General features: G+C 40.6%; 19 protein-coding genes and 3 tRNA genes. 9 read left to right on the top strand and 13 right to left on the bottom strand.

Features of this window, described 5'->3' with window-relative positions; translation table 11 throughout:
* Positions 1-53: 53 nt before the first annotated feature.
* The 11 genes from ACEYX7_RS02075 to tpiA all read right to left on the bottom strand — a co-directional run bounded on the left by ACEYX7_RS02075 (position 54) and on the right by tpiA (position 9053).
* Positions 54-731, bottom strand: a complete 678-nt coding sequence (locus ACEYX7_RS02075; RefSeq protein WP_374802443.1) for a methionine ABC transporter permease — start codon at positions 729-731, stop codon at positions 54-56.
* Positions 721-1755 carry a methionine ABC transporter ATP-binding protein MetN gene (gene metN / locus ACEYX7_RS02070; RefSeq protein WP_374802445.1) on the bottom strand — a complete coding sequence of 345 codons (1035 nt, stop codon included), beginning with the start codon at positions 1753-1755 and terminating at the stop codon, positions 721-723. Before metN ends, ACEYX7_RS02075 begins: the two co-directional genes overlap by 11 nt.
* Before the next feature lie 199 nt (positions 1756-1954).
* Positions 1955-2383, bottom strand: a complete 429-nt coding sequence (locus ACEYX7_RS02065; protein WP_374802447.1) for a ribosome-binding factor A — start codon at positions 2381-2383, stop codon at positions 1955-1957.
* Between the two features lie 3 nt (positions 2384-2386).
* Positions 2387-5029 carry a translation initiation factor IF-2 gene (gene infB, locus ACEYX7_RS02060; protein ID WP_374802449.1) on the bottom strand — a complete coding sequence of 881 codons (2643 nt, stop codon included), beginning with the start codon at positions 5027-5029 and terminating at the stop codon, positions 2387-2389.
* A 15-nt stretch (positions 5030-5044) separates the two neighbouring features.
* Positions 5045-6508 (bottom strand): transcription termination factor NusA, encoded by a 1464-nt coding sequence (gene nusA, locus ACEYX7_RS02055; RefSeq protein WP_374802451.1) that lies wholly within the window; start codon positions 6506-6508, stop codon positions 5045-5047.
* A gap of 79 nt (positions 6509-6587) precedes the next feature.
* Positions 6588-7115, bottom strand: a complete 528-nt coding sequence (rimP, locus tag ACEYX7_RS02050) for a ribosome maturation factor RimP (RefSeq protein WP_374802453.1) — start codon at positions 7113-7115, stop codon at positions 6588-6590.
* A 226-nt stretch (positions 7116-7341) separates the two neighbouring features.
* Positions 7342-7418: transfer RNA gene (locus ACEYX7_RS02045), tRNA-Met, on the bottom strand.
* Between the two features lie 88 nt (positions 7419-7506).
* Positions 7507-7583: transfer RNA gene (locus ACEYX7_RS02040), tRNA-Met, on the bottom strand.
* A 99-nt stretch (positions 7584-7682) separates the two neighbouring features.
* Positions 7683-7768: transfer RNA gene (locus tag ACEYX7_RS02035), tRNA-Leu, on the bottom strand.
* 83 nt (positions 7769-7851) lie between these two features.
* The gene (gene secG / locus ACEYX7_RS02030; protein ID WP_374802455.1) at positions 7852-8172 is read right to left on the bottom strand and encodes a preprotein translocase subunit SecG; all 321 of its coding nucleotides are present in this window, start codon (positions 8170-8172) and stop codon (positions 7852-7854) included.
* A gap of 128 nt (positions 8173-8300) precedes the next feature.
* Entirely contained in the window at positions 8301-9053 is a 753-nt protein-coding gene (tpiA, locus tag ACEYX7_RS02025) for a triose-phosphate isomerase (protein WP_374802457.1), read from the bottom strand.
* 291 nt (positions 9054-9344) lie between these two features.
* Here tpiA and pilB point away from each other — a divergent pair, with 291 nt between their 5' ends.
* The 4 genes from pilB to coaE are packed head-to-tail and all read left to right on the top strand — an operon-like array spanning position 9345 to position 13774.
* Positions 9345-11036, top strand: coding sequence for a type IV-A pilus assembly ATPase PilB (gene pilB, locus ACEYX7_RS02020; RefSeq protein WP_374802459.1), 1692 nt, complete (start codon positions 9345-9347; stop codon positions 11034-11036).
* A gap of 16 nt (positions 11037-11052) precedes the next feature.
* On the top strand, positions 11053-12285 hold the full coding sequence (locus ACEYX7_RS02015) for a type II secretion system F family protein (RefSeq protein WP_374900156.1): 1233 nt from the start codon (positions 11053-11055) through the stop codon (positions 12283-12285).
* On the top strand, positions 12282-13157 hold the full coding sequence (locus tag ACEYX7_RS02010) for a prepilin peptidase (RefSeq protein ID WP_374802491.1): 876 nt from the start codon (positions 12282-12284) through the stop codon (positions 13155-13157). The genes ACEYX7_RS02015 and ACEYX7_RS02010 overlap by 4 nt, the downstream gene beginning before the upstream one ends.
* On the top strand, positions 13157-13774 hold the full coding sequence (gene coaE / locus ACEYX7_RS02005; protein WP_374802463.1) for a dephospho-CoA kinase: 618 nt from the start codon (positions 13157-13159) through the stop codon (positions 13772-13774). Before ACEYX7_RS02010 ends, coaE begins: the two co-directional genes overlap by 1 nt.
* On the opposite strand, the gene rlmB is transcribed toward coaE, so the two are convergent.
* Positions 13775-14527: a 23S rRNA (guanosine(2251)-2'-O)-methyltransferase RlmB gene (gene rlmB / locus ACEYX7_RS02000; RefSeq protein ID WP_374806478.1), complete on the bottom strand. Its 753-nt coding sequence runs from the start codon at positions 14525-14527 to the stop codon at positions 13775-13777. It abuts the gene before it with no gap.
* A 158-nt stretch (positions 14528-14685) separates the two neighbouring features.
* A complete protein-coding gene (ppnP, locus tag ACEYX7_RS01995; protein WP_374802467.1) occupies positions 14686-15012 on the bottom strand; it encodes a pyrimidine/purine nucleoside phosphorylase in 327 nt (108 codons plus the stop codon).
* Between the two features lie 228 nt (positions 15013-15240).
* On the opposite strand from ppnP, the gene recN reads away from it, so the two are divergent.
* From recN to lnt, 5 genes are all read left to right on the top strand, one after another.
* Positions 15241-16899, top strand: coding sequence for a DNA repair protein RecN (gene recN / locus ACEYX7_RS01990; protein ID WP_374802469.1), 1659 nt, complete (start codon positions 15241-15243; stop codon positions 16897-16899).
* Between the two features lie 82 nt (positions 16900-16981).
* Positions 16982-17530, top strand: a complete 549-nt coding sequence (locus ACEYX7_RS01985) for a YqgE/AlgH family protein (protein ID WP_374900154.1) — start codon at positions 16982-16984, stop codon at positions 17528-17530.
* Positions 17530-18009, top strand: coding sequence for a Holliday junction resolvase RuvX (gene ruvX / locus ACEYX7_RS01980; protein ID WP_374802473.1), 480 nt, complete (start codon positions 17530-17532; stop codon positions 18007-18009). The genes ACEYX7_RS01985 and ruvX overlap by 1 nt, the downstream gene beginning before the upstream one ends.
* A gap of 275 nt (positions 18010-18284) precedes the next feature.
* A complete protein-coding gene (locus ACEYX7_RS01975; protein ID WP_374802475.1) occupies positions 18285-19133 on the top strand; it encodes an HlyC/CorC family transporter in 849 nt (282 codons plus the stop codon).
* Entirely contained in the window at positions 19130-20692 is a 1563-nt protein-coding gene (gene lnt / locus ACEYX7_RS01970; RefSeq protein ID WP_374806475.1) for an apolipoprotein N-acyltransferase, read from the top strand. The genes ACEYX7_RS01975 and lnt overlap by 4 nt, the downstream gene beginning before the upstream one ends.
* Positions 20693-20745: the final 53 nt, after the last annotated feature.

The following is a 20745-nucleotide window of genomic DNA, read 5'->3' as shown; positions in this document are numbered from 1 at the left end:
GATCGCATAAAAATATCTGTGCTAAAACAGTATTTAGCACAAGTCAACAAAACTTAACGATGGTCAAAGCGTTTTGCCAGACTATCGCCTGCTTTTTGGCAAATCATCACAATTGCGACAATAATAATGGTCGCCATCCATTTGACATAGACCATGTTACGGTGTTCACCATAACTAATCGCAAGATTGCCCAAGCCACCACCACCAACGACACCTGCCATAGCAGAATAGCCAATCAAGGTGACTAAAGTCAGCGTAATACCGTTGATTAAAATCGGCAAAGACTCTGGCAAATAATATTTACTGACTACTTGCCAATGTGTTGCACCCATGGATTTTGCTGCTTCGGTCAAGCCTGTTGGAATCTCCAACAAAGCATTAGCAGTTAAGCGTGCTACAAACGGCATCGCAGTCACTGCCAAAGGTACAATCGCTGCAGTTGTGCCTAATGTTGTACCCACCAAAAAGCGTGTGACGGGTAATAATAGCACAAGTAGGATAATAAATGGCACTGAACGACCAATATTAATCACCACATCTAAGATTTCGTAGGCAACTTTATTTTCAAGGATACGCCCTTTCGCTGTTAAAAAAGCAAAAAAGCCCATCGGTACGCCAACAACTACTGCCAAAAATGTTGCCGTCAAACTCATGTAAATGGTTTGCCAAGTCGATAATGCAGTCAGTTGCCACATCTGTGGGCTAAATTCTTGTAAAAATTCACTCCACATAACCTAGTACCTCAATTTTTATATTTTGTTGCTGTAGATAACTCAAACTTTGTTGAATAAGCTGTTCGTCACCAAACATTTCAACGATCAAAATACCGAATTTTACACCATCGATATAGTCTATTTGTGAGGTCAAAATACTAAAGTCCACGCCAAATTGTTTCGCCAATTGCGATAAAATCGGTGCATCTACAGATTGCCCCGTAAACTCTAAGCGTAAAATTGGATAACTTTTCTCTATTACTTGCTGATGTAAGCGTTGCATATAATCATCAGGCAATGCGACATGGAACGTAGAACGGATAAATTCTTTTGCCAAAGCGGTTTTTGGCGATGAAAAAATCTCACCGACTGTATCTTGCTCAATCAATTTACCTTTGTCCAATACCGCAACACGGTGACAAATACGTTTGACCACTTCCATTTCATGGGTAATCAATAAAATGGTAATGCCTAAGCGTTGGTTAATTTCTTGTAGCAATGCCAAAATGGCTTGTGTAGTCGCAGGATCCAAAGCGCTGGTCGCTTCATCACAAAGTAACACTTTAGGATCTGATGCCAATGCACGTGCGATTGCAACACGCTGTTTTTGTCCACCTGACAAATTAGCTGGATAAACATCTTTTTTATCAGCAAGTCCGACCAGCTGTAATAACTCATCTACTTTTTGTTGGATCTGTGCTTTAGGAGTTTTCGATAGCTCTAATGGCAAAGCGACATTTTCAAATACAGTACGTGAATGTAATAAATTAAAATGCTGGAAAATCATGCCAATTTGACGACGTGCTTGCACCAATTCTGATTCATTCAAATTGAGCAAATCAACATCATCAACCAAGACTTGTCCTTGAGTTGGACGTTCTAATAAATTGACACAGCGAATCAGAGTACTTTTACCTGCACCTGATGCACCAATCACGCCGTAAATCTCGCCTTTTGCCACATGAACGGTAATGTCATTGAGCACAGTCAAAGGTTGTCCTTTAACATCAAAGACTTTCACAATGTTATTTAATTTAATCATGACTAAATCACGTTTTTAGAGCTTGTTCAGGATTAATCATTCTAGCTCAACATCATGATGCATAATTGATCATGAACAGGCTCTTAATTTAAATAAAAAGCCATTGAAAGCATCAATGGTTATCTTTGTGCTTTCAATAGCTATGATGGGATAAATAAACCATAATAGTAAAGTTTATTCATCTTTTGACTTCATATACTTATGACGATGATTTATCATCTTGATCAACCACATTATCTTGATCAGCTTGATGCTCAGGCAAATCACGCACTGCTTCTGCGATCAGACCAAACATATAGTTACCATAGGCATTGGTCTTGTCATAGTGAAAACGTAAACGTGGCGTAACACGTGTTTTGATACGACGACCCAATTCTTGACGCATAAAACCAGATGCTTTGTTTAAAATATCCAAAGTTTCTTGGTGTGCGTCTTCGCTTTGTTCATCGCCCAATTCACTGCCCATCACCGTCACATAAACATCAGCATAACCCAAATCAGGGCTAACTTTGACACTAGACACTGTAACGTGCTGACCCAAACGAGGATCTTTCAATTCTAAGCGAATCAGCTCAGAGATTTCTCTCTGAACTGCATCCGCCATGCGTTTTAAACGCTGACTTGCCATAAATTACAAGCTCCGTTTAACAACTTGGACATCATACACTTCGATTTTGTCCAATTCTTTAATGTCATTATAGCCTTTTACCGCCAAACCACATTCCATACCTGCACGCACTTCATTGACTACATCTTTGAAGCGACGTAGCGATTCTAATTCACCTTGGAATACCACCACATCATCACGCAAGACACGGATAGGTTTATTACGATAAATTGTACCTTCCATCACCATACAGCCCGCAGCTGCACCAAACTTACTCGAACGGAACACTTCACGCACTTGCGCTACACCCAAGATAGTTTCACGATGTTCAGGGGCAAGTTTACCACTCATCGCCGCTTTAACGTCATCAATCAATTCATAAATGATGCTGTAGTAACGAATGTCAATGTCATCTTGATCAGCTTTTTGGCGTGCAGCTGTATCGGCACGAACGTTAAAGCCAAGCAATACTGCTTCAGATGATTCTGCCAAAGTCACGTCAGATTCAGTGATTGCACCAACACCAGAGCTGATGATACGTACATTGACTTCATCCATAGACAAATCAGTCAAGGCGACATTTAAGGCTTCTAAAGTACCACGTACATCAGTTTTGAGAATGACATTCACGGTTGGAATATCTTTTTTGCCCATCGATGCCATGATGTTTTCTAGACGCATGGCACTTTGACGCTCAATACGTTTTTGGCGTTCACGATCAGCACGTGCATCCGCTACTTCACGGGCTTTTTTCTCGTCATTCACTACAAGTACTTCATCACCTGCCATCGGTGCGTCAGGTAAACCTAAAATTTCCACTGGGATAGAAGGACCTGCTGATTTGATCGGCTGACCATTTTCATCAATCATGGCACGTACACGACCATAAGATGAACCTGCCAACACCAAATCACCAATATTCAATGTACCGTTTTGTACCAAGATAGAAGTGACCGCACCACGACCTTTGTCGATTTTCGCTTCAATGACAACACCTTGTGCTGCACCTTCTGCTGATGCTTGTAATTCCATCAATTCCGCTTGAATCAGAATCAAATCCAACAATTCATCGATGCCTGCACCTGTATGTGCAGATACCATTGCTACTGGCACGTCACCGCCCCATTGCTCTGGCACGATTTCTTTGGCAGTCAATTCATTCAATACACGGTCTGGATCTGCAGATTCTTTATCCATCTTGTTGATGGCAACAATAATTGGTGTACCTGCAGCTTTAGCATGATCAATCGCTTCAGCAGTTTGTGGCATTACGCCATCATCTGCAGCAACAACCAAAATCACGATATCTGTTGCCTTAGCACCACGAGAACGCATTTGTGTGAACGCAGCATGTCCTGGGGTATCCAAGAAAGTGATAATGCCTTTCTCAGTGGTTACATGGTATGCACCAATGTGCTGAGTAATACCACCTGCTTCACCTGCTGCCACTTTAGTACGGCGAATGCGGTCAAGCAATGATGTTTTACCATGGTCAACGTGACCCATGATCGTAACGACTGGCGGACGAGTACTACGCTCACCACGATCTTGTTCAGCTTGTTCAATCAAGTTGTCTTCAGCAGCAGTTTCTGATACCAATACTGGATTGTGACCCATTTCCTCAACCACAAGTACCGCTGTATCTTGATCGATAGATTGGTTTTGATTGACCAATTCACCCATCTTCATCAATGTTTTGATGACTTCACGGACTTTGATTGCCATCTTCTGTGCCAAATCAGCAACAACAATGGTTTCACCAATTTCTACATCATAAACTTGCTTTTTCACAGGTTTTTCAAAACCATGCTTGCTGGCTTGGCTTGATTTCAAACCACGTTTATGACTGTTACGATTGAAGTTTTGCTCTTCTTGGTTACGACCGCCTTTTTTGCCACCACGACCCGTGTTTGCACCACCACCGCGTTTGATTTCACGGTCTTCTTGCTTGAAAGAATCTTCATAAGCCTGACCAACCAAACCCGCTGCCAATGGTGAATCATCTACAACACGAATAGATGGGGTATCATCATTGCTATATTTTGATGCCATCTGACGCATTTGCTCTAATGTACGTTGCTGTGCTTCTTCAGCTGCCTTACGACGTGTCGCTTCTTCAGCTGCTTTTAACTTCGCATTTTCCGCTTCACGCGCTTTTTTCTGCTCAGCAGTTTCGGTGTTCTTCACTGGTGCTGGTTTCACTACTGCACCATTGCGTTTTTTCACCACAACAGCTGCCGCAGGCTTATCAGCCGCTTGGGTTTTCTTTTGCTGTGAAGCACGCATTGCTTCAAGCGTTGCGTTGGTTTTGTTTTCGCTAGTTTGTTTAGCTTGTTCCGCTTTTTGAGCAGTTTCTGCTTTGGCTTTTTGATCAGCAGTTTGTGCTACTTGTGCTGATGGTTCTGTCTTAGCTGAAGTCTGTGCGACTTGCTTGGCTGCAAGCTCAGCTTTTTTCTTCGCTTCTGCTTCAGCTGCCAATTGTTGCGGTGTAGGCTTCACAATTTTTGGCTTGGTTTTGACTTCAATACTACGTGTCTTACCAGATGAATCCGATAATTTCGCTGTACTGTTGCTGTGTGCACCTGAAGACTTGCGACCAAGCGTCATCTTCTGCTTTTCTGCCTTAGGCTGGTCAGTACTCTGACTGTCTTGTTTTTTATCTGTCATCTATATTCACCTAAATTAGTTAAACCATGATTCACGTGCTTTCATGATTAGCTTGCCCGCTAACTCATCGTCCACACCGTCAATATCATTGATTTCATCAATGGCTTGTTCTGCTAAATCATCCAAAGTCTTGATACCACGCTCGACCAATGCTTGAGCGATACTTGATGTCATACCTTGCATCTCAAGCAATGCTGGATCAGCTTGATTTAAATCTTCCATCAAGGCTGCTTTTGCACGATCTTGCAACATTTGTAAAGTATCTTCGTCCAAGTCCAAATCAGCAAAATGTTCTGGTGCTGCATATGCCACATCGTCCAAAGTGCTTAGACCGATATCAGCTAATGCCATTGCAAATTCGTCATCGATATCTAAACGTGCAACAAAGGTATCAATAACACGTTGTGTATCACCTTGTTGTTTCTCCAAGAACTCAGCTTCAAGCATCATATTTAGCTTGTAACCTGTCAACTCAGATGCCAAACGTACATTTTGACCTTGACCACCGATTGCACGTGCCAATTGTTCATTGGTTGCAAATACGATATCTGCGGTCTTGGTTTCTTCATTGATCACCATGCTCAATACGTCAGCTGGCTCTAAAGCACTAGCGATATATTGTGCATCATTATCTGACCAAATCACCACATCAATACGTTCGCCATTTAGCTCTTGTTGAATGGCTTGGATACGGGTACCACGCATACCAATACACGCACCAACTGGGTCAATACGATGGTCATTGGTTTTTACTGAAATCTTGGCACGAACGCCAGGGTGACGCGCTGCACCTTTGATTTCAATAATCTCTTCAGCGATTTCTGGTACTTCTTTTTTCATCAAAGCAATCAGCATCTCTGGTTTAGAGCGTGTTAATAAAATTTGTGCACCACGACCATCACGATTGACATTGTATAATAAAGCATTAATACGTTGTTTTGGACGCAACATTTCTTTATTAATACAATCTTCACGTGACAAGTAACCTTCTGCACCATCACCAAGATCGATAATAAAGCCATCTTTGGTTTGTTTTTTCACTTCACCGTAAACCAACTCACCAACACGACCTTCAAAAGAATCCGCAACCATAGCACGTTCTGCTTCACGGATTTTTTGTACAATCACTTGTTTGGCAATTTGTGCAGCGATACGACCAAAATCAATCGATTCCACTTCCAATTCACGAATATCACCAATCGACCATTGTGCTGGATCTAAATCAGAGATCGCATCTTGACATGCAGGCATTTCATGATCTTCATCAGCGACCACTTCCCATTGACGGAAAGTACGATAATCACCTGTTTTACGATCAATTTCCACACGTAAACGTGCTTCTGATGCCGTTGTATGGTCATAGAATTTTTTCTTGGTTGCGACCACCAAAGCCTGTTCTAAAGCTTGGAAAATCGCTTCACGGCTCACACCTTTTTCATTACTAACCGTTTCAACGACGGTAAGAATTTCACGACTCATAGTTCACCTATCTTTTCAATATTTCATTTGTCTCACAGGCTTGCTAGCAAACCGTAACTGTTATTTGTGAGCCAATCCATCAATCTTGGTAGATTAAATTGGCTTTATCAATATTATGGCTATCAATCTCTAAGCTTTGCCCATCGATTTCAACCACAATCAATTCCTTTTCCACATCTACTGACAGCAGTTTGCCTTGTGCTTTGCGACGGTTTGCCACAGCATGAATCAAGCGTAGTGCAACAGTTTGACCAACATATGACTGCATCTGTGCCAAATAGAAAAAAGGTCTGTCCCAGCCTGGAGAAGACACCTCTAAAGCATATTCACCTGCAATCGGATCATGTACATCAAGCACGCCATTGACTTGATGCGTGACACTGACACAGTCTTGTACACCAATACCACGACCTTGTTCAACCTCACCATCTTCATTTAATACAGGTTCAGCTGCGTTATCTTGGCTTTCTGGCTTATCGATATAGATGCGTAATAACGACTTTTTGCCTTGTGGAATAAATTCCACGCCCCACAAATCTACATTACATACCGCAACGGCTGGTGCAATTAAATCATGCAAGGCTTGTGTTTTACTGGATAATTTCATAGTTACCGATTTCAAACGCTGATTGCGTATATTAAAGAAACTTCATCAAAACAAGTCAAATGAAAATCAGCCTAAAGATATCTATCTATTCGCATTAACTTGCTTTTTCATCAACAAAAAAGGGCGTAATCGCCCTTATGATACATTATAAATCGTCAAATTTAAGATTTAGCAGAATTATAATGCAAAAAAGGCTCAACAATCATGTGAGCCTCTATACGAAACTTGGTAGCGGGGGCTGGATTTGAACCAACGACCTTCGGGTTATGAGCCCGACGAGCTACCAGACTGCTCCACCCCGCAACAACATGATGCTACTATAAACCATAGTAGCCAAAAATCAAAACATTTTATATAAGAATTACAATTTTATTGCAAAACTACACAAACTTGGTAGCGGGGGCTGGATTTGAACCAACGACCTTCGGGTTATGAGCCCGACGAGCTACCAGACTGCTCCACCCCGCAACAACATTTTGATTTTTCTTTTATCATTCTGGCAAATGATAAAACAACTTGCTAGTACCGCCCAACAATAATTATGCTCAAAAGATTAACCATAATACTTGGTGCGGAAGGGGGGACTTGAACCCCCACGCCCGTAGGGCACTACCACCTCAAGGTAGCGTGTCTACCAATTCCACCACCACCGCAAGTAGGTCGAGAAGTATAAGTGCATTCCAAACACTTGTAAAGCGTTATTTTAAATTAACTGTGGTTATTTTAAACAAAAGAATTATTGTGCTGAACTCGCTGGTGCTGGTGCAGTAACTGGAAGACTGGTACTTGCTGGTGCATTAGAGCCTTGCAATGTGTAACGTGCATTTGGTTTTGCCATAATGGTCAAAGAAATACTGGTCACAAAAAACAGTGCTGTAAAGATCGCCGTTAAACGTGACATAAAGTTACCAGAACCAGACGCACCAAATACTGTCGCAGCACCACCACCGCCAAAAGACGCACCTGCCTCTGCACCCTTACCTTGTTGCAACAAAACCAAAGCGATAATCATCACCGCCAACAAGATATGAACCACCAACACTAAATTATATAACATATATACACTCGATTCTTAAATACTGAGCAATCAGCTTACCGACCAAACAAGGTCGTTTTAATACATTTAATCGACCCACATTAAAAACTGTATCATGCTGTTGCATGTACTTTCTGCAACAGCAAAGATTACGCAAAAGCTTCTGCAATCGCTTGGAAACTTGCTACATCTAGTGAAGCACCACCTACCAAAGCACCATCCACATCCGCACAACCATTAAAGGCCGCTGCATTATCAGCCTTAACACTACCACCATACAAGATAGAAATCATGTCCGCAGGTGCTTGCTTATCTGCCAAATAACAACGAATAGCATGATGCATTGCTTGTGCGTCTTGAGGTGATGCTGTTTTACCTGTACCAATTGCCCAGATTGGCTCGTAGGCAATCACTACTTTCGACCAATCATCAACATCTACAACATCAATCAAATCTTGAACCTGCTGCAAAACCACCTGCTCAGCCTGCCCAGCCTCACGTTGCGTCAAACTTTCGCCCACACAATATACAACAATCAAACCAGCAGACAAACTATTTTTAATCTTAGCCTGTACTTTTTCAACATCATCAGCAAATAAAGTGCGACGTTCTGAGTGACCAACTAGCACCAATTGAGTATGCATAGAGGCCAATAACTGTGCATTCACTTCACCAGTATACGCACCATAAGATGCGACCGTTGAGACATCTTGCACACCAACAAAAATTGAATTACGAGATACTGCTTGCTGTGCGATAGACAAATAAGGCATTGGAACAGCCAGTGCAACTTGACAAGATAAACTTGACCAATTACGCTCAGCAATCTTTGCAAGCAAATTACTTGCGTCAGGCATAGCTGGATTGAGCTTCCAGTTACCAATCACCCATTTTTTACGCATGGTTTTATCACCCAAAAATTTGACACGCCATTTTACACCACTTTAGAACTTTAGGCTATTTCCCCTGACCAAATAATTGCAAAAACATTAACCACATCACACTATCACAACTCACTTTGTAGCTGACTTTTTCTGCTTTTAACACTTTTTTTTGTTTAATCGTTCTCAATTTGTGTTATATTATTAATCAAATCCTTGTCGGTAAAGTTTATCATACAAAAAAGTTAAACTTTATTACGAAAGCAACCACATGCAGTGATAAATGCATATTCAATAAGATGTTGATATAATATGAATTTTACTGGTTACATCCGCCGACTTGTAGATGAGAAGGCGATTAGCGCCGAATCGATGCAAAAAGCGTTAGAACAGTCTAAGCGTAGCAAACAGCCATTGACTGAAATTTTAGTTGATGAGTTTAAGGTCGCTGGTTTAAAAATTGCACTTGCTATTTCTAGTGAGTTTGACGAACCGCTTTTTGACTTGGATGCTTATGATGCTGGTCAATTACCAAAAGGTATTGTCGATGACAAACTCATCACCCAACATCAAATCGTACCCTTATTAAAACGTGGTAATAATCTATTTGTTGCTCTTGCTGATCCTACACGTCTAGACTCAATTGAAGAAATACGCTTCAATAGTAGACTTAATTTAGTTAACATTATTGTTGAACAAAATAAGTTAAATAAATTTCTCGCCAAAAATTTTGAAGTTGATGACAGTTTCAATTTTGGCGATGAAGACATGGAGCTTGAAATCGATGCTGTAGACAATACTAACGATGACGCTCAAGATGATTCATCTTCAGAAGAAGAAGCACCTATTGTAAAATATATCAATAAATTGTTGGTTGATGCGATTCGTATGGGGGCATCAGACTTACATTTTGAGCCTTACGAAAAGTCGTACCGTGTCCGTTACCGTGTCGATGGTGTATTAAGAGAAATCGCTCGACCTCCACTACAACTTGCACATCGTTTGGCATCACGACTTAAAGTGATGTCACAAATGGATATTTCTGAAAAGCGTATCCCTCAAGATGGTCGTATCAAATTAAAAATTTCTAAAACAAAAGCGATCGACTTCCGTGTCAACTCTTTGCCTACTTTGTTTGGTGAAAAACTAGTATTACGTATTCTTGACCCATCAAGTGCAATGCTAGGAATCGATGCGCTAGGCTATGAGCCTGACCAAAAAGCTTTGTTTATGGAAGCTTTAGAAAAACCTCAAGGCATGTTATTGATTACAGGTCCTACAGGTTCTGGTAAAACAGTATCCCTTTATACAGGTTTGAATATCCTTAACCAAGAAGATACAAATATTTCTACTGCAGAAGATCCAGTCGAAATTAACTTAGAAGGCATTAACCAAGTCAACGTTAACCCTAAAGTAGGTTTAACCTTTGCGGCAGCATTGAAATCTTTCTTACGTCAAGACCCTGACATCATTATGGTTGGTGAGATTCGTGACCTAGAAACTGCAGAAATTGGTATTAAAGCAGCACAAACAGGTCACATGGTGATGTCAACACTGCATACCAACAGTGCACCAGAAACGTTGACACGTCTACGTAATATGGGCGTTCCGTCATTTAATATTGCAACTTCAGTAAATTTGGTTATTGCGCAGCGTCTAGCACGTCGTCTATGTCCACAGTGCAAACGTCCTGTTGATGTTCCAAAGCTAAGTTTACTTGAACTGGGTTTTACAGAACAAGATTTGGCGAATCCAGACTTTAAAGTCTATGAAGCCGTTGGTTGTGAAGAATGTCGTGAAGGCTATCGCGGTCGTGTTGGTGTTTATGAAGTAATGAAAGTTACACCAGAAATTTCTAAGATTATCATGAATGATGGTAATGCGATCGAAATTGCTGAAGCATCAAAAGCAGCCGGCTTTAATGATCTGCGTCGTTCAGGCCTACTTAAAGTGATGCAAGGTGTCACCACCTTGCAAGAAATTAACCGTGTAACCAGTGAATAATTAAGGATTTCTAAACATGGCGGCAGTAAAAAAAGCACAAATGATGCCATCCTTTGGCTATGAAGGGGTAGATCGTAAAGGCTTAAAAATCAAAGGTGAGTTGCGTGCTAAAAATATGGCACTTGCTAAAGCAACTTTGCGTAAACAAGGTATCAGTGTAAGAAAAATTGCACAGAAGCGTGAAATTGAATTTTTAAATAAACTATTTAAAAAGAAAGTCACCACTCTAGACATTACAATTTTTACACGCCAATTGGCAACGATGATGAAAGCTGGTGTGCCTTTAGTACAATCTTTTGAGATTGTAGCAGAAGGCTTAGAGAATCCATCGATGCGTGAAGTCGTGCTGGGTATTAAGGCTGAAGTTGAAGGCGGTAATACTTTTGCGGGTGCTTTACGTAAATATCCAAAATATTTTGATAATTTATTCTGCTCTTTAGTTGCGTCTGGCGAGCAATCTGGTGCTTTAGAAACCATGCTTGATCGCGTTGCATTATATAAAGAAAAAAGTGAACTTTTAAAACAAAAAATTAAAAAGGCCATGAAGTACCCTATTGCAGTCATATGCGTTGCTATTATTGTTACTATCATTCTGATGGTCAAAGTTATTCCAGTTTTCCAAGGATTATTTGAATCTTTTGGTGCCGAACTACCTGCATTTACAATGTTTGTAATCAATTTATCAAAATGGTTCCAAAGCAATTGGTTCTTCCTCATTCTCGGTATAAGTTTTACCGTTTGGGCTTTTTCAACAGCAAAAGAGAAAAGCAAAAAGTTTCGCGATCTATTAGATAAGCTCGCCCTAAAAGCACCGATATTTGGTGATCTAGTTTATAAAGCGATTATCGCTCGTTTTAGCCGCACTCTCGCAACTACTTTTGCTGCCGGTGTTCCTTTAATTGAAGCTTTGGATTCCACTGCTGGCGCAACCAATAATGTTGTTTATGAAAAAACCGTTTTAGGTATCAAAGAAGATGTTGCAACAGGTCAGCAGCTTAATTTCTCTATGAAACGGACTCAAAAGTTCCCAAGCATGGCTGTGCAAATGGTTGCGATTGGCGAAGAATCGGGTTCTTTAGATTCAATGCTGGATAAAGTTGCTACACACTTTGAAAATGAGGTTGACAATGCTGTTGATGGATTAACCAGTATGATGGAGCCACTAATCATGGCTATTCTTGGTGTACTTGTAGGTGGCTTGGTTATCGCCATGTACTTACCAATCTTCCAAATGGGCTCCGTGGTATAATGGAAATCGTAAACTTATTACAAAGCAACATGGTACTGTTTTACAGTACCATTGCTATTTTAAGCTTGTGCGTTGGCAGCTTTCTTAATGTGGTAATCCATCGCACACCAAAAATCATGGAACAAGAGTGGCATTGTGAATGTCACGAATTGCTCAATCCTGATGCTGAACCCTTACAACAAGAAAAATATACTTTAAGTTACCCTGCATCTGCTTGCCCAAAATGTGGTCACCAAATTCGTTGGTACGAAAATATTCCAGTTTTGAGTTGGTTGTTTTTGCGGGGCAAATGCGCTGATTGTGGCAATCCTATCTCTATTCGTTACCCGTTAGTAGAAGTCGGTACGATGCTATGTTCATTATTGGTTGCTTATACTTTCGGACCTAATCTAGGCACCGTTGCAGGTTTATTTTTTACTTGGATTTTAATTGCCCTTACTGCAATTGATTTCGATACGCAATTATTGCCAGACCGTTTGACTTTTCCATTACTTGGCTTGGGTTTGGCTGTGAACAGCTTTGGCTTTTTCACTACACCAGTAATAGCGATTTGGGGTGCCTTAATTGGCTTTTTATCGCTATGGAGCGTTAATTTTATTTTCAAAATGATTCGTGGCTATGATGGCATGGGCGGTGGTGACTTCAAGTTATTGGCAGCTTTAGGTGCTTGGGTTGGTGTAATGCAATTACCAATGATTATCCTTTTATCTGCCTTAGTTGGAAGTATTATTGGTATCATATTAAAAGTTGTCAATCAGGGGAAAAGTATGCCTTTTGCTTTTGGTCCTTATCTTGCCATTGCAGGTTGGATTGCGTTTTTGTATGGGCATCAGATTAGTGCAGCCTATTTGAATATGGTCGGCTTAGGCTAATGTCCGCTTACATAGTCGGTTTGGCTGGTGGTATTGGCAGTGGTAAAACTGCTGCCAGTGATTGGTTTTCTAGACGAGGTATAGACATCATTGATACTGATGTCTTAGCTAGAGAGGTCGTTAGAAAGAATAGCCCTGCCCTCACCGCAATAAAAAATCATTTTGGTGATTGGGTATTATTAGAAAATGGTGAGCTCGATCGTACAGCTTTGCGTGAATATATTTTCCAACACGCTGAAGCACGTGAACAACTAGAACACATTACTCATCCTGCGATTCGACAGCTTATGCAAGAGCGTCTAACACAAGCAAATAGCACTTATGCGATTTTAGTTTCGCCTTTATTATTCGAAAAACAGCAGCATTTACTGACCCATCGTACTTTACTGATTGATGTGCCTGAACATTTGCAATTGCAACGAGCCAGTCAAAGAGACCAACATCACCCAGCACAGATTCAAAAAATTATTGATATTCAAATGAGTCGCACTGAAAAGTTAAAGCTTGCTGATGATGTGATCGTTAATGATCAAGATTTAAATCATCTTTATCAAAAACTAGAAAAATTACACCAATTTTATTTACAGCAAGCTCAACAGTATCAACAGCAACAATAATTAAGTACGCTGTCTGCACGCTTCATACAATGCCATACCTGTTGCCACGCTGACATTTAAGCTTTGCAAATCGCCTTGCATCGGAATATAGACTTTTTCATCGCACTGTGCCTGATTGATTGGGCGAATACCTGTATCTTCTGCACCCATCACAATCACCAATGCACCCGTTAAATCACAATCTTGAATCGATTTTGCTTGTTCGTCTAATAGTGTACCGACGACTTTTATGTTCTGTTCTTTGAGGTGTGCCAACGTTTTACCCAAATTAGTCACTTGAATAAAATCCACTTTTTCTGCCCCGCCTGCTGCGACTTTACGTGCAGTAGGTGTCAATGCTGCAGAGCGATCACGTGGTACAATCACTGCATCTACGCCCATTGCTGCTGCGGTACGAATACAAGCACCCAGATTGTGTGGATCAGTGATTTGATCTAGAGCCAATAGAAGTGGTGCTTTTTGTTGTGTATTCAACTTTTGCAACAAAGCATCCAAATCTTGTTCATTTAATGTCGGCTGTGGACGTACTGCTGCAACAATACCTTGGTGAAACGGCAAGCCCGCCATCTTTTCCAAGCGATCACGGGCTGTAGGCTGTACACTAATGCCAAAAGGCGCTGCCAATTGCAAGATATTGTGTAGGCGTTTATCGTCTTTGCCTTTCAAAGTAAATAAGGTCAGTACACGCTCAGGCTCTTGCTCCAATAAGCTTTCGATCGAGTGCACGCCATAATAATATTCTGTTTTTGCCATGAGTAAACCTAATTGAATCAGACCAAGTTAAGGGAAATTAAATTGCTTAATTTTAAAATAATAAATTTTTAAATCATGAGCGATAAGCAAAAATAAGCCGTGTTATGTTGTCCTTAACACGACTTAAATCATGATTTCTCTTTAGAAAAGAATAGAGCTTAGCCTTCTAAATGGCAAACATAATCGACCACTTCTAGTGCTTGCATACTAAAAAAACTATTGCCTGCAACGAAGAATGATTGACCTTGACTATACACATTAGCTTCAGTTTCATCAGCGATAATCACACGACATTTCCCAGATACGATTTCCATACGCTCAGGGACGTGGGTTTTGAACACTAAACCTTCTGCGGTTGGCAACAATACGCCTAACGTTTTTTTACTACCATCTTCAAAATGTACAGTATGGCTAACACATTTGCCATCAAAATAGACATTCGATTTTTTAACTACACTTACACGATCAAACTGCTCAAGATTCATGACATTTTACTCTACAAAGAAATAGAAAATATCGGCTAGTGTAGCTTGAGAGAATTGGCTTAGGCAAGATATTTTTACATTTATCCTTGATTATTCAGTCAAGCCATTTTTAGTGTTGATAAGCATTGAGAAAACCGTTCATTTTTATTATTTTTAGCGTGATATCCTTGTTTATTTATTGCAATGCATCAATAATAGCAACAAATTATACACTGATTGTGATGGTCTATGTTAACCAGTATTTCTTTACATCATTTTGCACTTGCCGAGCATCTTAGCCTAGATATCGAAACAGGCTTTAACGTGCTGACTGGCGAAACAGGTGCAGGTAAATCTTTATTATTAGACGCATTATCTATGTGTTTGGGTGAACGTAGCGATGCCACACAGGTACGTTATGGACAAGAAAAAGCCGAAGTCACCGCTACATTTAGCTACCAAGAAAATAGCCCTGAAAGTGATTGGCTCAATGAGCATGAATTGGTTGATGAAAGTGGTGAAATTTTAATCCGTCGAGTAATTTTTGCTAATGGACGTAGCAAGGCATGGATTAATGGTCGTGCCACCAGCATGGCTGAGCTTAAAACCTTAGGGCGTTTATTGGTATTATTATATAGCCAACATAGCCAACAACAATTACTGGATCCACCTTATCCAAAACGCTGGTTAGACATTTATGCGGGTTTGCAGCCACAAGCCTTGGCAGTCAAACACGCTTATCATGATTGGCAAAAGCAAGCACGTCAATATCAAACCGCTTTGGACGAACAGCATTCACGTTTGGCAAAAATTGAATTATTACAACAACAAAGCGAAGATGTTGAACCTTTGCTGAACTGTCAATACGGTCAAATTGAACAAGAATATGATCTACTTAGCCAACACGAAAGCATCATGCAAGATTGCCAAGCCATGTTGTACGGTTTAGATGAAGGTGAACAAACCATCTTGTCCGAATTAAATAGCATATTACGCCGTGCAGAAAATCATGCTAGCCGCAGCCCACAGCTTGAAGCGGTTTATCAAAACTTGCTTAACGCACAAAGCGAACTTGATGATGCTACTGCTCACTTACGCCAATTTGTTGATAAGCAAAGTTTTGACCCTGAGCGTATGCAAGAGTTAGATGGACAATTGGAACAATTCCATCGTTTGGCACGCAAATATCGTGTACAACCTCATGAATTGATTAAAGAATATGAAAATTGGCAAAGTCAATTGGCACAGCTCGATTTACTCAGCAATCCTGAACAGCTTGCCGAACAAGTACAGCTTGCCAAACAGCATTATTTTGATTTGGCAGAAGAATTAAATCAAACACGCCAACAGGTTGCGATTGATGTTGCACGGACTTTAACTGCACAAGTTAAACCGCTTGCCTTGCCTGAAGCATATTTTGAGTTCCATTTTGAGCCTTTGGAAAAGCCTGATGCAGATGGCTTATCATCGATTCAATTGCTATTTTCTGCAAACAAAGGTATTCCACCGCAACCTCTGGCACGTGTTGCATCGGGCGGTGAATTATCACGTATTGCTTTGGTAATGCAAGTCATGAACGCCACAAAAGCTGAAGCCGAAGTACTTGTTTTTGATGAAATTGATGTCGGTATTAGTGGTGGCACAGCAGAGATTGTTGGACGTTTATTGTCGAATTTGGCAACGCATGTACAAATTTTATGTATTACGCATCAAGCACAAGTCGCAGCCCAATCAGATCAACATTTATTGGTACAAAAACAGCAAACTGATCCAGCCAGCAGTACCATTATCGACCTTGATGAGCAACAACGTATCTTAGAATTGGCGCGTATGTCAGGTGGTGTGGAAATTAATGAAACCACATTACAACATGCTCAACAATTGAGAAATTTGAAATTTTCAAATTGATTAAACTCGACTGTAATGCTTCTAGAGATAAATGCTAATTTTTTGTGCTACAATCTAGCCATGAAAAGATAGGATAATTGTTTTGAAAAATGCTTTAAAAAATCGTTGCTTGGTGGCATCACCCAATTTGGACAATGATTTTTTTACTGAAACAGTAATTTATATCGCACGCCATGATGCACAAGGTGCTCAAGGTTTGGTGATCAATCGTATTGTAGATATCCAAATTCGTGAGTTATTGAATGATTTGGATATTGATGCTGACCATGTCAATCCACATGCTGTATTAAGTGGTGGACCTGTACGCCCTGAAGCTGGATTTGTATTACATACTGGACAGCCAACATGGAGTTCTTCCATTGCGATTGGCGAGAATATCTGTATCACCACCAGCAAAGATATTTTGGATGCGATTGCACAAAATGGTGTCAATAATTATCAAATCGCCTTGGGTTTTGCTGGCTGGAGTGAAAATCAATTAGAACAAGAAATCAGTCGTGGCGATTGGTTGATTTGCGATGCGGATATGGATTTGATTTTTAACCTGCCTTATGAAGCACGTTGGCAAGCCGCTTGCAAAAAATTAGGTATTCAACCTGCTTGGTTTAGCGAAGATGTTGGGCGTGCCTAATGCAATTTGATATCAATAAAGTTTTGGAAAAAACTGGGCAAAATCAAGGTCACCTTACCGTGATGGCATTCGATTTTGGTACACAAAAAATGGGCGTTGCTGTAGGACAAAAATCCATTCACAGCAGCCAAGCTTTAGCTCTTTTTCCAATGCAAGACGGTATTCCACATTGGGAAAATTTATTTAAAATTATTCACACATGGCAACCTGATTTATTTTTAGTCGGTTTACCCTTAAATATGGATGACAGCGAATCTGAATTATCATTGCGAGCAAGAAAATTTGCTCGTCGCTTGCGTCATCAAGGCAATATTGCCACGTTTATGGTAGATGAGCGACTGAGTACACGCGAAGCCCGAGATCGCTTAGATGATTATCAAGCTCAAGGCATGGCAAAAAAAATTGCTGCTGACAGTATTGCAGCCAGTATTTTATTAGAAAATTGGTATGCTGAACCATTGATGGTGTTGCAACCATAGACTGTCATTTCTGCCTTTTAAGTTTCATCATATTCATAATAGATACGCTTATTATACTCAAATCTGATAAAGGTCACTGGCAATTTGGCGTATCATTTTGAGTTACTATTTTTAACTGGTTATCTCAAAAATTAGATCTATTTAATCTTCTCATCTAGCTGATATTTACCTTTTGCAACTTATGCCATGATGCATAAGTGCTTGGTTTTCGCTATGATAGTGATTCTCTATGTTTATGGTATAATCTCGCCATATTTTTCGGAAAAAATACACTTATGCACGATGATAATAGCCCTTCTTGGAAACGTGGTTTACGTAAATGGTTGCACACCGCACCCGAAACCCGAGATGAATTATTAAAACTGGTACAAGAGTCACGCCAATTTTTAGAAGATGATACGGTTGCCATGCTTGAAGGTGTACTGGATTTGCCAGCCACTAAGATTCGTGAGGTCATGACGCCGCGTACAGCGTTGGTTAGTCTTAGAGAAGATGATGAATTATTAGATATTTTGCAGGCATTGATTGAGTCTGCACATTCTCGCTTTCCAGTATTTTCTGCGGAACAAAATGATACTGTGGTTGGTGTTTTGTTGGCAAAAGATTTATTGCCGTTTTTAACGCATTTGAACACACCACAGCTCAATAGCCAAAAAGTCGATATTGCCACGCTGATGCGTCAGCCTTTATTTGTACCTGAAAGTGCCAGATCGGATCAAGTATTGCGGATGTTACGTACTACACAGACGCATTTGGCGATTGTGGTAGATGAGCATGGTACCACTTCAGGCATTGTTACTTTGGAAGATATTTTGGAAGAAATCGTTGGTGAAATCGAAGATGAGCACGATGATGGCGACCAACAAGCTTCATGGATTAAGCCTTTGGATGGCAGTGACAATACTTGGATTGTGCAAGCCTTGACACCGATTGAGTTCTTTAATGAACAGTTTAATAGCCATTTTTCAGATGATGAAGTGGAGACGATGGCAGGTTTGATTTTACAAGAGCTTGGTTTGGTGAGTGACTTGGTAGGGCAAAGTGTTGAGCTAGATGGTTGGCGTTTTCAAATTATCGAAGCTGATGCACGCAGTATTCAATTGATTGAAGCCAAAAAACTATGAGTGTCACGACCAATACATCTGCTGTCGCATTTTGGCAACAAGCAAGCTCAGCCACGCTTTCACTCAAGCTGATTATGCTATTAGCATTGATTGCGGGCTTAATGTTCCCTTTGAGCCTTGCACCGTATCATCAATGGTGGATTGCCTTATTATCCCCTGCTTTATTGTATTTGTGTTTGTACAAGCGTTCTAGCCGTCATACTTTATGGATTGGTTGGAGTTATGGTTTTGGCTTGTGGTTTACTGGAGCATTTTGGCTATATCCTGCGATCCATTTCTATGGCAATATCGCTGCACCAATTGCGGTATTTTTGATTGCCTTACTTGCCGTCACCATGGGCGCATTTACTGCCGTTCAGACATGGGCATATCGACGCTTTTTCCCCGAAACACCTTTGACCTTTGCACCGCTTTGGGTAGCGTTTGAATGGCTAAAAACGTGGTTGTTTACTGGTTTTCCTTGGTTATTTGTCGGCTATGCTTTTACCGAATACGGCTTGGATAATTATGCACCTGCTTTGGGTGTATATGCCGTGTCTTTTATGGCAATTTTGATTGCTACAGGCATAATTGAAATCTTGCGTGGCAAACGCTTTTGGCTTATTCCGATTGCTTTGGTATTAATCGGTGCTTTTGCATTAAAATCAGTCACATGGACGACAGCCAAGAATGAAGCACCATTGAGCGTTTCTTTGGTACAAGGCAATATTTCTCAAGACTTAAAATGGCAAGAGCAATACCGTTTTGAAACCTTAAATATTTATAGTCGCTTGAGCCAAAATGAATGGGGGCGTGATTTGGTGGTATGGCCTGAAGCGGCGATTCCATTATTACAAACCCAAGCACAGCCATTTATCAATGAACTCAGTCAGCATGCTAAAGCATCGGGCAGTGTGTGGATTAGTGGCATTCCTTATTTTGATGAAAAAAACTCATCGCCAACACAGCCATTATTTTATAACGCAATCATGGCAAATGGTGGCGAGAATGGCTTATATTTCAAGCAACGTTTAGTACCTTTTGGTGAATATATTCCTTTATCGGGTTTGTTAAGTTGGTTATTACCAGCTTTGCAAGAAGATATCACTGGTGGTAATTTTAGTGCCGGCGATACGCAGCAAAGTCACTTGAATATCAAACAACGTGCCTTATCAGCGGCGATTTGTTATGAAGTGGCTTATCCGAATCTGACTCGACAAAATGCACAAAATAGTGATTTTTTGATTACCATTTCTAATGATGCATGGTTTAAAGGCAGTGCCGGCCCGTGGCAACATTTACAAATGGTACAGATGCGTGCCAAAGAAAATGGACGTTGGATTATCCGTGGCACAAACACAGGGGTCACCGCAATCATCAATGAACAGGGTAAAATCGTACACAGCTTGCCAATGGATGTTGAAGGCGTATTGCGTGCGGATTTACCAAGCTATCAAGGGCAAACTTTGTATAGCAAATTGGGGGATGTGCCAATTTTAGTATTTAGTGCTTTGTTATTGCTTTTGGGTCTATATTTTAGACCGAAAGTGGTGGATTTAAGCTTTAAGAAAAGACGTTAAGTGGAGTGATACCCGACCCAATCCATAAAGCAATCTGATACCCTCCCCTAGCC

Source organism: Hubeiibacter jixunmingi, assembly GCF_041928215.1.
Taxonomy (GTDB): Bacteria; Pseudomonadota; Gammaproteobacteria; order Pseudomonadales; family Moraxellaceae; genus Acinetobacter.
This window is presented reverse-complemented; position numbering and strand designations above follow the sequence as displayed.

What these genes read in the sequence shown, in the direction of transcription:
- lnt (WP_374806475.1), top strand. Translation starts at nt 19,130, where the DNA reads ATGAGTGTCACGACCAATACATCTGCTGTCGCATTTTGGCAACAAGCA.
- ACEYX7_RS02015 (WP_374900156.1), top strand. Translation starts at nt 11,053, where the DNA reads ATGGCGGCAGTAAAAAAAGCACAAATGATGCCATCCTTTGGCTATGAA.
- ACEYX7_RS01975 (WP_374802475.1), top strand. Translation starts at nt 18,285, where the DNA reads ATGCACGATGATAATAGCCCTTCTTGGAAACGTGGTTTACGTAAATGG.
- infB (WP_374802449.1), bottom strand. Translation starts at nt 5,029, where the DNA reads ATGACAGATAAAAAACAAGACAGTCAGAGTACTGACCAGCCTAAGGCA.
- coaE (WP_374802463.1), top strand. Translation starts at nt 13,157, where the DNA reads ATGTCCGCTTACATAGTCGGTTTGGCTGGTGGTATTGGCAGTGGTAAA.
- ppnP (WP_374802467.1), bottom strand. Translation starts at nt 15,012, where the DNA reads ATGAATCTTGAGCAGTTTGATCGTGTAAGTGTAGTTAAAAAATCGAAT.
- metN (WP_374802445.1), bottom strand. Translation starts at nt 1,755, where the DNA reads ATGATTAAATTAAATAACATTGTGAAAGTCTTTGATGTTAAAGGACAA.
- ACEYX7_RS02065 (WP_374802447.1), bottom strand. Translation starts at nt 2,383, where the DNA reads ATGGCAAGTCAGCGTTTAAAACGCATGGCGGATGCAGTTCAGAGAGAA.
- ruvX (WP_374802473.1), top strand. Translation starts at nt 17,530, where the DNA reads ATGCAATTTGATATCAATAAAGTTTTGGAAAAAACTGGGCAAAATCAA.
- secG (WP_374802455.1), bottom strand. Translation starts at nt 8,172, where the DNA reads ATGTTATATAATTTAGTGTTGGTGGTTCATATCTTGTTGGCGGTGATG.
- recN (WP_374802469.1), top strand. Translation starts at nt 15,241, where the DNA reads ATGTTAACCAGTATTTCTTTACATCATTTTGCACTTGCCGAGCATCTT.
- tpiA (WP_374802457.1), bottom strand. Translation starts at nt 9,053, where the DNA reads ATGCGTAAAAAATGGGTGATTGGTAACTGGAAGCTCAATCCAGCTATG.
- rlmB (WP_374806478.1), bottom strand. Translation starts at nt 14,527, where the DNA reads ATGGCAAAAACAGAATATTATTATGGCGTGCACTCGATCGAAAGCTTA.
- pilB (WP_374802459.1), top strand. Translation starts at nt 9,345, where the DNA reads ATGAATTTTACTGGTTACATCCGCCGACTTGTAGATGAGAAGGCGATT.
- ACEYX7_RS02075 (WP_374802443.1), bottom strand. Translation starts at nt 731, where the DNA reads ATGTGGAGTGAATTTTTACAAGAATTTAGCCCACAGATGTGGCAACTG.
- nusA (WP_374802451.1), bottom strand. Translation starts at nt 6,508, where the DNA reads ATGAGTCGTGAAATTCTTACCGTCGTTGAAACGGTTAGTAATGAAAAA.
- rimP (WP_374802453.1), bottom strand. Translation starts at nt 7,115, where the DNA reads ATGAAATTATCCAGTAAAACACAAGCCTTGCATGATTTAATTGCACCA.